Source organism: Halomonas sp. M20 (assembly GCF_020622265.1).
Lineage (GTDB): Bacteria > Pseudomonadota > Gammaproteobacteria > Pseudomonadales > Halomonadaceae > Modicisalibacter.
This window is the reverse complement of record NZ_JACNMQ010000005.1, coordinates 146,332-161,676: the sequence shown is the minus strand read 5'-3', so window position 1 is coordinate 161,676 and position 15,345 is coordinate 146,332. Positions and strand designations below refer to the sequence as shown.

Here is a 15,345-nt window from a genome sequence, read left to right as displayed (position 1 = left end):
GATTGAAGGGAGCCAAAAGATATAAACGTGCAAACAAAAAAATTCTTCATACAAAGGCTAGTAAAACACTGTTTCCCATCGCACAATCTGCATCACCGCAGGAGGTGATAGCTCATGTTTCTCGATAATCGCCAGGTGGCGATGGATAGTGTATTGGAAGCGCTGGCAGATAGTCTCGATTATTTTCAAGACAATCTCGAACGTCTACGCCCTTCGCTGCGCGATGCGCTGAAGCCGCATTACGAAGAGCGCGACAAGGCGATGCGCGAACTGCAAGCCCTGGCCAAGCAGCATCTCAACCTACTTCCCCGAGATGCGGATGTCGAACGTGACGATTATCTGTGGCTATGGAGTCGTCTCAAGAGTTTTGTCAGCGACGACGGCCAGGTACTGGTCAACGAGTTGCTGGAGCAAGAGCGCGTGCTGATGCAGGCCTTGGCCACGCTGCATACCCACCCGCTTCCGGATCCTATCGAGCCTATCATCGAGCGTTGCTGGAAGGGTTGCCGCGCACTGATACGCGAGCTGTATCGTTTGCAGAAAGACAAACCTAAACCGCGTCGACGGCGCTGAGCCATCCCGCTCTTTTTTCAGGTTTTCAGAAGATATGGGGTGGCTTTCTCTTCCAGGAACAATGTCATGCGAAAAACAGCGTTACTGTGTTTGACGTTGTTGACCGCAACGCCTGGGCTAGCGAGTCCAGCTGAGGGCACGTTCGGCTATCGCCAAGGCGTTCTCTCCTATAGCAAGTGCCTGCTTGGCCAACGTGACGATACACTGCCCGATAAAGCCTATATCGCACTTCTGGAACATGCCGACGAAGCGCTGGATCGCTCGCTCTATTCTGTCGTGGACAAGACGCAGCTACCCGCTAGCGGCAATCGCCACGACTATTTCAGCTTTGCCCCTTACTGGTGGCCCAATCCCGAAACCGACAACGGTCTGCCCTATGTCCAGCGGGATGGTGAATACAATATGGCGACTAAGACCAACGCCACGGACAAGCAGCGCATGATCAGCTTTGCCAAGGACGTACGCCAGCTGGCCCTTGCCTACTATTTTTCCGACAATATCGACTACGCCAATAAGGCCGCCCGGCAGATGATCAACTGGTTTGTCACGCCAGCCACCCGCATGGCGCCGAACATGGCCTACGCACAAGCCATTCCGGGGCGAGTCGATGGCCGCGATATCGGCATCATCGACAGCCGACTGCTCATCGACGTTGCCAACAGCGTGGAACTCCTCCGCGACACCCCCGCCTTGAGTCAAGACGAGTACACATCGATCAAGGGTTGGTACGCCGATCTTCTCGACTGGCTGCTTGAAAGCGGCAACGGCCGCGAAGAGGAGCAGGCAGATAACAACCACGGCACCTGGTACGACGCTCAGGTGGTTGCCTTTGCACTTTTCACCGATCAACCCGAGCTGGCACGAAAACAGCTCAATATTACCCAGCAGCGCATCGCCGAACAGTTCGATGCCCAAGGGCGTCAGCCGAGAGAACTTGAACGTACGCGCCCTTGGCACTACAGCAATTTCAACCTCGAAGCCTATGCTCGACTGGTCGACTATGCCCACAGGCTTGGCCTGCCACAATGGCAGGACGCAAATGTCGAGCGCGAACTGCGCCGCGGCTTCAACTTTGTTGCCGAGCACGTGCTACAAGATGAACCCTGGCCCTACCAGGAGCTCGATGGTTTCGAGCCTGGGACCGCTCTTGGTACCATGATGGCGGCCGCGCTGTTGTTCAACGACCCGGTGATAACCCAGGCAGCGGCGCAGCTTGCAAAGCAACAGCCAGGCGCAGTGGAACAACTGCTCTACTCTCCCTTTCCTGCCCTACCGAGAGTGACGGGGTGCATTCTACCCACGGCTAGGTAAAGGCATTAAAAAGGAGTTACCTGCAGCGGCTCCCGCGGCCCCAGAAAGTAGGGTTGGCGATCCCACAGGTAAAGATCGCCCAAGGTGCCGGCCCGTGCAAGCCACTCCCGAATTCTCAGACGCCAAGTGCCGGCGGTAGGATAGGTCGGAATTGCGCAGCCCTTGGCGTTCAACCCCAAGGCGTCGGCGATGAACAAGGCTCGCGGCAAGTGCCAATCCTGAGTGATGAGCAATACCCGATCCACGTCGAAGATCTTCTGGGCCCTGACCAGGCTGTCAAAGGTACTGAACCCGGCATAGTCCAGGGTCATATCCGCGTTACGCACGTTCGCCGAACGCAGATCCCGCCACATGGTCACCGGCTCGTTATAGAAGCGGGTACGATTGTCACCGGAGAGCAGCAGATGCTGTATGCGCTGCAAGCGCAGCAGGCGTGAGGCAGCGTCGATTCGCGCCGTATAATAAGGGTTGCGACCACCGCCCCGGGCCCAGTAGGACGTGCCGAAGACGAGGCCAACCGGCTCGGCGGAGCACAGGAAAAGATCGCTCTCGATGCGATCCTGGGTGCGCGCCACTATCCAGATATTGGCCGCAAGAATTGCGCCGCCAATCAAAAAAACCAGGGCAGTCAATCCAAGCGCACATTTTTTTAGTATCGACACTGCTGCCAGCCGCATCGCATTTCTCATCCAAGTCTACTCAAACGGCTGGGATAACAGTGATAAGTAAAACTCACAACTCTATGATTAGAACATGCCCAGTTCCAGCCGCGCCTCCTCGCTCATCATCTCCCGGTTCCAGGGAGGGTCGAACACCGTCTCGATATGCACCCGGGATATTTGCGGAGCGCCGAGAATCTTGCGGCGGGCGTCTTCTGCAATGACATCTCCCATACCGCAACCCGGAGCCGTGAGGGTCATGCGCACGGTCACGATTCGTTCTCCGGTCAAAAGGTGCTCGATGCGACAGCCATAAACGAGCCCCAGGTCGACGATGTTGACCGGAATCTCGGGATCGAAACAGGTACGCAGCTGATCCCAGACGAACTGCTCGATCTCCTCCTCACTGGCCTCGGGGGACAGCGTGGGCCGTGGCAAGGCCGGAAGACCCAAGGCATCGAAATCCCTGCCCTCGATCAAAAAAAGCCGCCCTTCGTGGGTAACGCTGATGGTGCTGCCCTTTGCCTGCATCACGGAAACGATGCTGTCTTCGGCAATTGTGACACTCTTGCCAAACGGGATCGAGATTGCCTCGACATCGCGCTGCAGGGGTAGCTGCTGCCCTTTGTAAAGTCTTTCTTGCTCCATGTCCGCTCCGTTTAACGCACCATGCCGATGACACGCTCGAGGGACTCGACGAAAAGATCGATTTCCTCGAGGGTGTTGTAGGCAGCAAAGGATGCGCGACAGGTCGCCTCGACGCCGAAACGCTGCAATAGCGGCTGCGCGCAGTGATTGCCGGTACGCACCGCCACCCCAAGCTGATCGATAAGAAGCCCGATGTCCTGAGCGTGAGCCCCTTCGACGACAAAGGAGATGACGCCGGCCTTATGGGGCGCAGTGCCCAGAATACGCATTCCCTCGATAGCCGTCATCTTCCGGGTGGCATGGGCCAACAGGTGTTGTTCCCAGGAACCGATCATGGCGATGCCGATATCGTTGACCCAATCGAATGCGCGGCCCATGGCGATGACCTCGGCAATGGACGGCGTACCCGCTTCGAACTTGTGCGGTATATCCGCGTAGGTGGTACCGGCATCGAAAGAGACCGTGCGGATCATCTCGCCGCCGCCTTGCCAGGGGGGCATGGCTTCGAGCAGCTCCGCCTTGCCATAAAGGACGCCAACCCCGGTCGGCCCATAGACCTTATGGCCAGAGAAGGCATAGAAATCCGCATCGATATGCTGTACATCCACCGGCTCATGAGGGGCCGCCTGAGCGCCGTCCACCACGATCAACGCGCCCTGCTGATGCGCGATAGTCGCCATCTCACGCACCGGGTTGATGGTGCCGAATGCATTCGAGACATGATTGACCGCCACCAGCCGCGTACGCTCGCTGAACAGCTCCCGATAGGCAACCATATCCAGTGCCCCCTGCTCATCCACCGGTATCACCCGAATGACGAGTTCGAGCTGCGCGGCAAGCAGCTGCCAGGGAACGATATTGGAGTGATGCTCCAGCTGGGATATCAGGATCTCGTCCTTGGGCTTCAGGTTGGCCCGGCCCCAGCTGTTGGCCACCAGATTGATGGCCTCGGTAGTACCGCTGGTGAAGATGATCTCGCGCCGGTCCGCGGCATTGATGAAATCCCGCGCCTTGTCCCGAGTCTGCTCGAAAGCCGCCGTCGCCTCGTCCGCCAGGGTATGCAGGCCCCGATGAATATTGGCATTGTAATGACGATAGTAGTGATCCAGCGTCTCGATGACCTGGCGCGGGGTCTGGCTGGTAGCCGCATTGTCCAGGTAGATCAGCGGCTTCCCATGTACCTGGCGCTCGAGAATGGGGAAGTCACGGCGCACCTGTATAACGTCTAGCGTCGGCTCGCTCAATGCGCTCATTACGGTCATGATGAACTCCTTGATTAAGCCTGGTCCGCGGTGGCCACGTCGACCAGATCACCCAGATTGAAACGCTCGGGCAGCTTGCCCGCGACGGCACGCTCGACCCGCTCGGCGACCGTATCCAACGCGACCATGTCCATGACCTCGCCGGCAAAGGCCAGGGTCAACAGGCCGCGGGCTGTCTGCTCGTCGATGCCCCGAGTGCGCAGCGCAAAGACCGCCTCTTCGTCGAGCTGGCCCGTGGTGGCGCCATGAGAGCACTTGACGTCGTCCGCATAGATTTCAAGCTCCGGCTTAGTATCGATCTCAGCGCGATCGGACAGCAGCAGGTTGGCGTTGCTCTGATGCGCCTCGATCTTCTGACTATCGCGCTTGACGATGACCTTGCCGTTGAACACGCCCCGCGCCCGATCGCCGAGAATGCCCTTGTAGTTCTCGTTGGAGAAGGTATGCGGCGCGTTGTGGTTGACCAGGGTGTGGTTGTCCACGTGCTGGCGGCCTTGCGCGAAGAACAATCCGAAGTAGTTGGCCTCCGCGCCTTCGGCATTGAGATCCGCCACCAGGTCGTTGCGCACCAGGGCACCGCCCAGATTGATGTTGAAAGAGGTGAACCGGCTGTCGCGGCCCTGATCGATATGCAGACTGGCAACGTGGGCGTCTTGTAGAGATCCTTCCTGCAGAATGTAATGTGAGAGAATCGCTCCTCGTTCGAGCAACACCTCGCTTACCACGTTGGTAAAATTGGCAGCCTCTGCTTCACCGACATAGTGTTCGATAATCGTGGCCTGGCTGCGAGCGCCGGCTTCGATCAACACTCTAGGATGGCTCATCACTGGCTGCGCATTGGCACGGGAATAAAACTGAAGGACGATGGGTTTTTCGACCACCACTCCTGAACCGATGCGAATCACCGCGCCTTCATCGGCAAAGGCAGTATTCAATGCCGTAAAGGGTGAGAACTCCACGCCAGCCAGACGCCCCAGGCTGCCACCCACGGCCTCGTGATTGGTATTCATCGCACTGGACAAAGGCTCGACGCCGAGCCCTGCAGGTAAGTCCGCCATGTCGGACAGTTTGGCGGAAAACACACCGTCGACAAAGCTCAAGCGGATCGCGTCAAGCGGCAAGCCCAGCGTTGCTGCCGTGGCGGGTGAAAAATCAGCATTTTGCGCCAGCGCGAAGTCGCCTTCGCTGATGCGACGCACGTCGGTGTATTTCCACGCTTCATCGCGCTTGGTAGGAAAGCCCAGCGCCTCGAAACGAGCCGTTCCCGCTTGACGCCGCGCCGCAACCCAGCTGGGTTCCGGCGTGGCGGCGGACTCACGACGACCAGCGATACGCTCTTCCAGACGATTGAGAAAGGTACGAGTTGCACTCATGCTGCGGACTCCTCCAACACCCATTCATAGCCGCGAGACTCGAGTTCCAACGCCAGAGCCTTGTCTCCGGACTTCGCAATGCGCCCGTCCACCAATACATGCACATAGTCCGGGGTGATATAATCGAGTAGACGCTGATAATGGGTGACCATCAGCACGGCACGCTCTTCACTGCGCAGAGAATTCACGCCGTCGGCGACGATCTTCATGGCATCGATATCGAGACCCGAGTCGATCTCGTCGAGCATAGCCAGCTTGGGTTCGAGCAATAACATCTGCAGGATTTCGTTGCGCTTCTTCTCGCCACCGGAGAAACCCTCGTTGACGGCACGCTGCAGGAAGCTCGCGTCCATCTTCATGAAAGCCAGCTTCTCCCTGACCAGCTTCATGAAGTCCGGTGCCGGAATCTCCTCTTCACCACGCGCCTTGCGCTGGGCATTGAGCGCCGCCTTGAGCAGATAAATATTCTTCACACCCGGGATTTCCACCGGATACTGAAAGCCCAGCAGCAATCCCGCCTGGGCACGCTCCTCGATCTCCATCTCCAGCACGTCGCGCCCTTCGAAGGTGATCGACCCGGCGGTCACCTCGTAGTCCTCCTTGCCGGCGATCACCGCGGACAAGGTGGACTTGCCGGAGCCGTTGGGCCCCATGATGGCATGAACCTCACCGGCATTGACCGTCAGCGACAAGCCCTTGAGGATTTCATTACCTTCTACCGTGACGTGCAGATCTTTGACTTCGAGCATGTTGATACCTGTTTTCTGTCGAGCCGCACTAAGTAAGCGGCTACCGAAAAATAGAATTCTTGACTACCTCGCGGAAACGCGCGAGCGGCGCCTGAACAAGGCGGCAGCGGGTGAGAGAAGCGGAGTTTACGACTGTAAATGAGCATTCTCGAGCCCGCTGCCAACGCCGTGCAGGCGTTGCGCAGCCGTTTCTTTAACCCACCGCGCCTTCAAGAGTAACGTTCAGAAGAGCCTCTGCTTCCACGGCAAACTCCATCGGCAACTCCTGGAACACATCCTTGCAGAAGCCATTGACGATCATGTTTACTGCATCTTCCTCGGAGATACCGCGCTGGCGGCAGTAGAACAACTGATCCTCACCGATCTTCGAGGTAGTGGCCTCGTGCTCGACCGTTGCTGTGCTGTTGCCGATTTCCTGGTAGGGAAAGGTATGGGCGCCGCTGCGATCCCCGATCAGCAGCGAATCACACTGGGTGAAATTGCGCGCCCGCTTGGCCCGCGGGCCGATCTTGACCAGACCACGATAGGACTGCTCGCTGTTGCCGGCGGAAATGCCCTTGGAGACGATTGTCGACTTGGTGCCTTCACCGATATGGATCATCTTGGTGCCGGTATCCGCCTGCTGGCGCCCGTTCGTCACCGCCACGGAGTAGAATTCGCCCACACTGTCCTTGCCGCGCAGCAGGCAAGACGGATATTTCCAGGTGATAGCGGAGCCGGTCTCGACCTGGGTCCAGGAGACCTTGGAACGATCGCCACGACAGTCAGCACGCTTGGTCACGAAATTGTAGATGCCGCCCTTGCCGTCCTCGTCGCCGGGATACCAGTTCTGTACTGTAGAGTACTTGATATAGGCATCTTCCAGGGCCACCAGTTCGACGATGGCTGCGTGCAGCTGATTCTCGTCACGCTGGGGCGCCGTGCAACCTTCAAGATAAGAAACCTGTGCTTGCTTCTCGCACACGATCAGCGTGCGCTCGAACTGGCCGGTATTGGCGGCATTGATACGAAAATACGTCGACAGCTCCATGGGGCAGGTCACACCTTCTGGCACGAAGACGAAAGACCCGTCGGTAAAGACTGCGGAGTTGAGTGCGGCGAAAAAATTGTCGCCCTGAGGCACCACGGTACCCAAGTACTTCTTGACCAGCTCAGGGTACTCGCGAATCGCCTCGGAGATCGAGCAGAAGATCACGCCGGCTTCGCCGAGCTTCTCCTTGAAGGTAGTGGTTACCGACACCGAATCGAACACCGCATCGACTGCTACGCCAGCCAAGGCCGCGCGCTCGTGTAGCGGAATGCCCAGTTTCTCGTAAGTCTCGAGCAGCTTGGGATCGACTTCATCCAGGCTTTGGGGCCGATCTTCCGGCTTCTTGGGCGCACTGTAGTAGGAGATCGCCTGATAATCGATGGGCGGATAATTCAGGTGCGCCCAGGAAGGCTCTTTCATCTTCAGCCACTGATGATAGGCCTCGAGTCGCCACTCCAGCATCCATTGCGGTTCCCCCTTTTTCTGGGAGATGAAAGCAATGACACTTTCATCCAAACCTGGCGGCACGGTATCGCTTTCGATATCGGTCACGAACCCTTGAGTGTATTCGCGACGAACAAGCTGTTCCATTTCCTCGGTAGCCATGTCTTCTCCCCTGTGGGCGTTATGCTAGTAGTCTTTTTCAACTTCAAAAGGGTGTTCGACCTCGACTGCTTCAGCCAATGTCACACTCTGTATAGGTAACTGAACGGGCAACTTGATCGGATTCGACTGTGCCAGGTGCGCTAGCGTGACACTGTCAAGCAGCGTACCTACCGCCAAGGACACACGCTGCCAATTGCTGGCAACACCACAACTATTGAAGAGCTCGCATTCGCCATCCGCGTGGCTGCATTCGGTCATCGCTATGGGCCCTTCGATCGCTGCGATGATATCGCTAGCACTTATCCGAGAAGCAGAGCGCGCCAACTGGTATCCTCCCTGAACCCCACGCTGTGATGTCAGCAATCCAGCGCGAGCCAACATCTTTAGTGTCTTGCTCACCGTTGGTCGTGGCAACCTGACCTTTTCAGCCAATTCAGTAGCCGCATGAGACTGTTCCGGATGACGAGCAATCTGAGCCATCACCACAGCGGCATAATCGGTTAATTTGGATAGCTTCAGCACGCGTGAACCTCGGCGAAGGACATAATAGGACCATTTTAGTCCTATATACACCAGAAGTGGAAGACCCGTGTGTCAACAATGCCAAAATTCGACGTGCTATCCATCGAAACAGGCAGGCATAACAAATATCAGTAAACATTATATAAAATGTTAATTTTAAATGTTCATGGATCAAATGACGCTTATCTGCGACGCTTTTCATTCCTGTTGTCTGCGACATGCTACATTTGACGTATTGACAGGATATCTCTACGCTAGCGCACCACATTGATCATGTACGCTCATGAATGGCGCTGTTCACCAGGCATTTATTGCTGAAGGCTTATCTAAAATATCTGATGCTGCGCATCGGTAACTACACATTACGATGTGATTTATTGTAAATAGATATCGAACAGTGTTAGCGAATTAATTGCTTATATATAAGCTCACTCAATAAATCTTGGAAAGATTATGAAAATCACCATCTTTGGTTCTGGATATGTCGGACTAGTAACAGGTGCTTGTTTGGCAGATGCAGGCCATGAAATCGTATGCGTCGATGTTGATGAAACCAAAGTCAACAGACTCAACAATGGGGAAGTCCCCATTTACGAGCCCGGCCTGGAACCAATGATCCGAACCAACATGGATGCGGGTCGTCTGAGGTTCACCACGGATGCTGAAATGGCCGTGCAGTTTGGTCGTCTTCAGTTCATCGCCGTTGGCACGCCCCCGGACGAGGATGGCAGCGCGGATCTGAAATACGTGCTGAAGGTTGCCGAGACGATTGCCGAGCACATGCAGGACTACAAGATCATCGTGGACAAATCCACCGTTCCGGTAGGTACCGCAGACAAGGTAAATGCCACCATCGGTAAAGTGCTTGAAAAACGCGGCGTCGAACTCGATTACGACGTCTGCTCCAACCCCGAGTTTCTCAAGGAAGGCGCGGCAGTCGAAGACTTCTCCAAGGGCGCCCGCTTCATCGTCGGCACGGACTCCGAAAAAGTAAAGAAGGCCATGCGCGAGTGCTACGCGCCCTATAACCGTAACCATGAAAAACTGATGTTCATGGATGTACGCTGCGCCGAGCTGACCAAATATGCCGCCAACGCCATGCTTGCGACCAAGATCAGCTTCATGAACGAGGTAGCCAACCTGGCTGAAAATCTGGGCGCAGATATCGAACAGGTGCGCCATGGCATGGGTAGCGATCCGCGCATCGGCTATCACTTTATCTACCCAGGCTGCGGCTATGGCGGCTCCTGCTTTCCCAAGGACGTTCAGGCACTTGCTCGCACCGCCAGCGATGTCGGTTACAACGCCGAACTGCTCAATGCAGTGGAGTCGGTCAACAAGCGCCAGAAGAGCAAGCTTTTCGAAAAGCTCATGCAGGCATTCGACGGCGATCTCAAAGGCAAGACGATCGCGGTATGGGGCTTGGCCTTTAAACCCAATACCGATGACATGCGAGAAGCGCCCAGCCGCGAACTGATAGAATCGCTTTGGCAGGCGGGAGCCAAGGTTCAAGCCTTCGATCCGGAAGCGATTGAAGAGTGTACGCGCATCTACGGTGAACGCGACGATCTCAAACTGACCGAAAAACGTGATGACACCCTCGAGGGGGCCGATGCTCTGGTCATCTGTACGGAATGGAAAGCATTTCGTACCGCTGACTTCGACAAGATCAGGCAGACGCTCAACATGCCCATCGTGGTCGACGGAAGAAATCTATACGACCCCGAGACAGTCAAGTCTGCCGGACTTCTCTACTATGCAATTGGACGCGGTGAATCGCTGCGTCGCAGTAAAAACTGAACCATTCGGTTCAAACTAGCTCACAAGCCCATCTTGACCATCAGGGTCGATGGGCCTTGTGCTTAGTAAGGGCAGCTGGTTTTCAGGGCATTATTTCAGGGAGCAACGATGCAGGCAGTAATTGCATTCACGATTGAGGATACGGCCAGATGAATGGCTATCAAAAAGGAAACTCCAAGACTCGCTGGATAACCGAACTTACCGCTTTTCTGGTGGCTATCGCGACGCTGGTCATCATACTGACCGAACTCCCCCCGGAAGTATTTTCCACAGAATCGGAAAGCTTCATTCTGGCAATTGGTATCATTGGCGCCTGGCGTTACTCCTGGTGGATGGTTCAAGCAGTACGCTCCGTATGGTATAACCGCGCTGTTTTCCCCGAGTTGCGCAAGAAGGCGGACGCCGTCAATGCCACGGAAAAACCCGACGCACTCTATGTGCTGTGCACCTCATTTCGTATCGCACCGGAAATCAACTTCGCGGTCTATGACGCACTGATCAAGGACGTGGTCGACTATGACGTGCCAACCCTGATCTTTGCTGCCATCTCGGATCGCAGCGATATCGATGTCATCGACCATGTATTGGCCGAAAACAACTGGCCTGGCAACATTGAAGTGCGATACATGTTCCAGAAAGGCGATGGCAAGCGCTCTGCCATGGCTGAGGTGCTCCGGGCCATCTCACGCCGCATGCCCTCCCATAACTCACTTCTCATCTCCATGGACGGCGATATTGAGATCGAGCCCGGCACTCTTTCTCGCTCACTGTCCTTTTTCCTTCTCGATCAAGGGCTTGGCGCACTCACTACCAACAACCGGGCCATCGTCAACGGTGGCGACGTCACGCGTGAATGGTATGACCTGCGCTATGCACAGCGTCACCTGGTAATGAGCTCCATGTCGCTCTCCGGGCGTTTGCTGGTATTGACCGGCCGCTACAGCGCCTTCCGTGCCGAGCTGGCCACGCACCCCGACTTCATCGATCTGGTCGAAAACGACTATGTTGATCACTGGCGCTTTGGCAAATTCAAGTTCCTTTCCGGTGATGACAAGTCTACCTGGTACTGGCTGCTCAAGAATCAGTGGAAAATGCTCTACATTCCCGATGTCTACGTGTCGGGCTTCGAGGAACTTCCCGACAAGGATCGCTTCTTTCACTCCACCATTGACCTGATGAAGCGCTGGTTCGGCAACATGCTGCGCACCAGTGGCCGCGCCATTGCCCTGGGGCCGCGGCGCATGGGTTTCTTTACCTGGTGGAGCCTGGTGGATCAGCGGCTTTCCATGTGGACGACGCTCATCGGGCCGACGGTGGCCATTCTAGTGACGATTTTCGTGCGCCCGTCGTTCATCTTCGCCTACATCATCTGGGTCATATTCACGCGTACCATCATTGCCTCGGTACTGGCGCTGCAGCGCAAGCGCTTCAGCATGCTGTGGGTCCCCCTGCTCTATTACAACCAGGTCGGAGGCGCGCTGCTCAAGACCTACATCAGCTTTCGTTTCAATCGCCAGTCCTGGTCGCGTCAAGGTATTTCTGCCGGTGAGCCAAGCGATCCAAAGGCAGCACGTCGACAGCGTATCGGCGGTCATCTGATTCATACGCTGTATATGGGAAGCATGCTGACAGTACTGATCATGGCAGTCGGCGTGATGGTGCCACCGGACAGCACATCGGTGTTCACCTTCGAGAAAGAGCTCGGCCTGCGGGACAGCGCGTCACATCGAGGCGACAGCTACTGGATCGCCCCTGCCCTAGCCGATGCTTTCCAGGGCGGCGAAGTTCGCCTGCCTCGAGGAAAGCACATTCTCGATGCGTCGCTATTCGATGAGATAGCCAAACTGCACACCGTTCGCGCGGCCAGCATCACCGGTGACGCTTCCAGCACGGCGCAGACCACCTTACTGGTAGCCCCCGAGATCGCTTCCAGCGTGCAGAATGACGAAGGGCAAACCTTGAGTGAAACAAATCCGCTGCAATGCGGCTCGCAAGGTGAATGCCTGCTGATGATCGAACAAAGCCCCATCGAATTACGCAATATGGAAATACGCATCGACCGCGACGCTTGATCTTTTTCCAACAACAGCTTGGCGCGACGCTGGTGCGGCGCAGTCGAACAGAATTCTACAGGAGATTCCATCCATGGCAGACAAGCACCGTCCTCGTGATAATCAGGACCGTAATGAGCCGACATTGGGCAACAGCGATCATCAGAAAGGCACGAGAAGTGAACCTCGCCAGCAAAAAGCACGCGAGACCGTTCGCGACAACGATTCTCAGGCCAGGCCTCAAGCGAATGACCAACCGACTCAGCAGTTGAATCACGAACGTCGCGACGAACGCCAGTTCGTACGCGTTAGTGCTCCCTTTCAGGTACAGCTGGAGGATGGTCATACGCTACCCGGAGAAGACATCTCTCTGGGCGGCTTCTCCGTGCATAGCGATCACTCATTCGAGCCCGATCAGGTCGTCAAGGTATCACTGCTGCTGATGGCGGGCTCTGCTGAGTTGATCGTGCCGGTAGTAGCCAAGGCATTACGCAACCATAAGGAACGCAGCGGTAACAGCCGTATTTCGGCTTTCGAGATCGTGCAGATCGATCAGCGTCACCGCGAGCTGCTACGCCGCATCGTACGCGCCCACCTGAGTGGGCGTTACACTGCCGTGGAAGATCTGATCGAACAGGAAGATCCGCAAACGCCGCGCAAGCGGAGAAGCGTGGCAGCTTCCACCGCTACCCAGGAGAAGGAAAAGAAGCCGCTGCGCCGCTATGCCGCACTGATTGCCGCCGCCGTCGTACTCTTCATCGTTCTCGCTGCCACGGTCTATCGCAATTTCATGTTGATCGAGCCGAGTTTTGCCGCCGTGACCGCACCGCGCATCGACATCCTTGCACCAGGAGCTGGCCAGTTGAGTGAGCACTCCCTCTCGGCAGGCGATCGAGTCAAGCGCGATGAGCTTCTGGCAAAAGTCAGCAACAGCAGTCTCGAAACCGATCTCATCCTGGCTCGCGCCGCCTATAACTACAATGCGCAGCTAATCGAAAATATGCGCGAAAGCTTTGGCGACCCCAACGTGGACGAGGTCAGCATGGCCCGCTCGACCACACCGGTCGATGGGCGTCCACCAAGCTTCGAGAACGTTTCACCGGAAATCGCCAAGATTCGTATCCAACAGTTCGAAACCGCCAAGGGCTATGAGAATGCAAGGGTCGATGCCCTGGACGCGCGCTTAGCGGCCAACAGCATCTACAGCCCCTGCGATTGCGTTGTCGCCTGGGCCTTGAGTAGCGCCGGCGGTACTTATATCAACGAAAGCGATCGTATCATGACCTTGATTCGTACCGACGACGACGATGTCATGGTCGAGGCCCTGGTACATATGAGCGATATTGCGGATATCCAGCCTCATCAGCGCGCCTATGTTGCCCTACCCAATGCCTCCGAGCCCATCGTGGCCCGGGTACGCTCCGTCGCACTGGACGTGGAACGTCAGCCTCGCGCCGGCTTCCCGGAATGGGTACGTCAGCAGCAGAACGTTGCCAGCGTGCTGCTGGTTCCTGAAGAACCGCTGTCCGCTGAGGCCGTGGGGCTTCCGGTAGACGTCCGCTTTTCCGAGACGCCACTGGTCGATGGCCCTGTCGAATGGGTCTGGCAGGGTGGTCGCGCCGTCATTCAGCAGGTACAGAATTTCTTCGGAGCCATCGCATCCTAGTGCGCCTTGTTTTGTCTAGTGCTTGCAACTTTTGTATCGCAACCAGGATCACATGCACGCGACACCACTCTTGCCTGTTCGCGTCACTCGCGACAGGCAGGTCAATAAAGGAAGCCGTCATGCAAATCAAGAAGCCTCATGTCTCGTCACGCTTTTCACCTGCTAGCTTCAAGGCAGCAATAGCGAGCACCAGTCTACTGATCGCCGCGGTCTCATCAGTCTCTCCCGCCATGGCAGAGGATATCGACGACGCTCTTAGCGTGCCTACCGTGCAGGCCTGCTCGTCCCGCTATCCCCTGCAGGCATCACCAACCCCTGAAACGAGCCTGAAAGATATAGAAGGCATCATTGAACGGACCTATCAGGCCCAAAAGAACTGGGGCCTGGACAAGAATGTCACCCTACTCTCCCCCGCCGAGTCAGGACTTGATACATCCAGCCTGCGTGTCAGCTACCCCGCGGGCACCTCCTCTCCCAGCGACCAGGGCGAAGGCGGCGCGGGCTTTTATGCCAGCCTCAAGGAACTACAGGGGGTGGAGCGCGCCTGTCTTCGCTACAAGATACGCTTCGAGCCCGGATTCGACTTCGTCAAGGGCGGCAAGCTGCCAGGCTTGTATGGCGGCGACGCCCCCAGCGGCGGGGAAGAAGTCACGGGCTACAATGGCTTTTCGATGCGCTTCATGTGGCGGGAAAACGGCCAGGGCGAACTCTACGAATATATCGCCAACTCGGATGAAGAGTATGGCCTTTCCGTGGGACGCGGTGACTGGTACTTCCCCACTGGGCGCTGGGTCACCGTCGAGCAGGAACTCATTCTCAACGACCCTGACCGCGAGAACGGAATTGCCCGGGTGTGGATCGACGGCCAACCCATTTTGGAACAGCAGAACATCGTCTACCGCAGAACGGGTGACCTGACAATCGATGGGGTGATGTTCTCTACCTTCTTCGGTGGTAACGGCAAAGAGTGGCGCACTCCCAGGGATCAAATCGCCGATTTCGGCGCCTTCGAGATTTACGCGCCAGATAGCTGATCTGTGATCGTTGTCCAATAGCCGAGAAATCTCGTTTGTCGCGCTATTGCACGTTTTTTCA

The 15,345-nt window shown here is 56.5% G+C and carries 13 protein-coding genes; 6 read left to right on the top strand and 7 right to left on the bottom strand.

Annotated elements, in window-relative coordinates:
• Positions 1-114: 114 nt before the first annotated feature.
• Both H7850_RS13880 and H7850_RS13875 read left to right on the top strand, forming a co-directional pair.
• A complete protein-coding gene (locus H7850_RS13880) occupies positions 115-573 on the top strand; it encodes a hypothetical protein (protein WP_227370184.1) in 459 nt (152 codons plus the stop codon).
• 66 nt (positions 574-639) lie between these two features.
• Positions 640-1,884: an alginate lyase family protein gene (locus H7850_RS13875; RefSeq protein ID WP_227370183.1), complete on the top strand. Its 1,245-nt coding sequence runs from the start codon at positions 640-642 to the stop codon at positions 1,882-1,884.
• 5 nt (positions 1,885-1,889) lie between these two features.
• Here H7850_RS13875 and H7850_RS13870 read toward each other — a convergent pair whose 3' ends face one another.
• The 7 genes from H7850_RS13870 to H7850_RS13840 all read right to left on the bottom strand — a co-directional run bounded on the left by H7850_RS13870 (position 1,890) and on the right by H7850_RS13840 (position 8,733).
• A complete protein-coding gene (locus H7850_RS13870; RefSeq protein ID WP_227370182.1) occupies positions 1,890-2,516 on the bottom strand; it encodes a vancomycin high temperature exclusion protein in 627 nt (208 codons plus the stop codon).
• Positions 2,517-2,630: 114 nt separating this feature from the next.
• Complete coding sequence (sufT, locus tag H7850_RS13865; RefSeq protein WP_227370181.1) at positions 2,631-3,191, bottom strand: putative Fe-S cluster assembly protein SufT; 561 nt, start codon at positions 3,189-3,191, stop codon at positions 2,631-2,633.
• An 11-nt stretch (positions 3,192-3,202) separates the two neighbouring features.
• Positions 3,203-4,453, bottom strand: a complete 1,251-nt coding sequence (locus H7850_RS13860) for a cysteine desulfurase (RefSeq protein WP_413614162.1) — start codon at positions 4,451-4,453, stop codon at positions 3,203-3,205.
• Positions 4,454-4,467: 14 nt separating this feature from the next.
• Positions 4,468-5,826, bottom strand: coding sequence for a Fe-S cluster assembly protein SufD (gene sufD, locus H7850_RS13855; protein WP_227370180.1), 1,359 nt, complete (start codon positions 5,824-5,826; stop codon positions 4,468-4,470).
• Positions 5,823-6,575: a Fe-S cluster assembly ATPase SufC gene (gene sufC, locus H7850_RS13850; protein ID WP_227370179.1), complete on the bottom strand. Its 753-nt coding sequence runs from the start codon at positions 6,573-6,575 to the stop codon at positions 5,823-5,825. The genes sufD and sufC overlap by 4 nt, the downstream gene beginning before the upstream one ends.
• Positions 6,576-6,768: 193 nt before the next feature.
• On the bottom strand, positions 6,769-8,211 hold the full coding sequence (sufB, locus tag H7850_RS13845) for a Fe-S cluster assembly protein SufB (protein WP_227370178.1): 1,443 nt from the start codon (positions 8,209-8,211) through the stop codon (positions 6,769-6,771).
• 24 nt (positions 8,212-8,235) lie between these two features.
• Positions 8,236-8,733, bottom strand: coding sequence for an SUF system Fe-S cluster assembly regulator (locus tag H7850_RS13840; RefSeq protein ID WP_227370177.1), 498 nt, complete (start codon positions 8,731-8,733; stop codon positions 8,236-8,238).
• Positions 8,734-9,186: 453 nt separating this feature from the next.
• Between H7850_RS13840 and H7850_RS13835 the strand changes: the two genes are divergently transcribed.
• The 4 genes from H7850_RS13835 to H7850_RS13820 all read left to right on the top strand — a co-directional run bounded on the left by H7850_RS13835 (position 9,187) and on the right by H7850_RS13820 (position 15,284).
• Complete coding sequence (locus H7850_RS13835) at positions 9,187-10,533, top strand: UDP-glucose dehydrogenase family protein (protein WP_227370176.1); 1,347 nt, start codon at positions 9,187-9,189, stop codon at positions 10,531-10,533.
• 149 nt (positions 10,534-10,682) lie between these two features.
• Positions 10,683-12,605 carry a glycosyltransferase gene (locus H7850_RS13830; protein ID WP_227370175.1) on the top strand — a complete coding sequence of 641 codons (1,923 nt, stop codon included), beginning with the start codon at positions 10,683-10,685 and terminating at the stop codon, positions 12,603-12,605.
• A gap of 73 nt (positions 12,606-12,678) precedes the next feature.
• The gene (locus H7850_RS13825) at positions 12,679-14,250 is read left to right on the top strand and encodes an alginate biosynthesis protein Alg44 (RefSeq protein ID WP_227370174.1); all 1,572 of its coding nucleotides are present in this window, start codon (positions 12,679-12,681) and stop codon (positions 14,248-14,250) included.
• 119 nt (positions 14,251-14,369) lie between these two features.
• Positions 14,370-15,284 carry a polysaccharide lyase gene (locus tag H7850_RS13820; protein WP_227370173.1) on the top strand — a complete coding sequence of 305 codons (915 nt, stop codon included), beginning with the start codon at positions 14,370-14,372 and terminating at the stop codon, positions 15,282-15,284.
• Positions 15,285-15,345 lie beyond the last annotated feature (61 nt).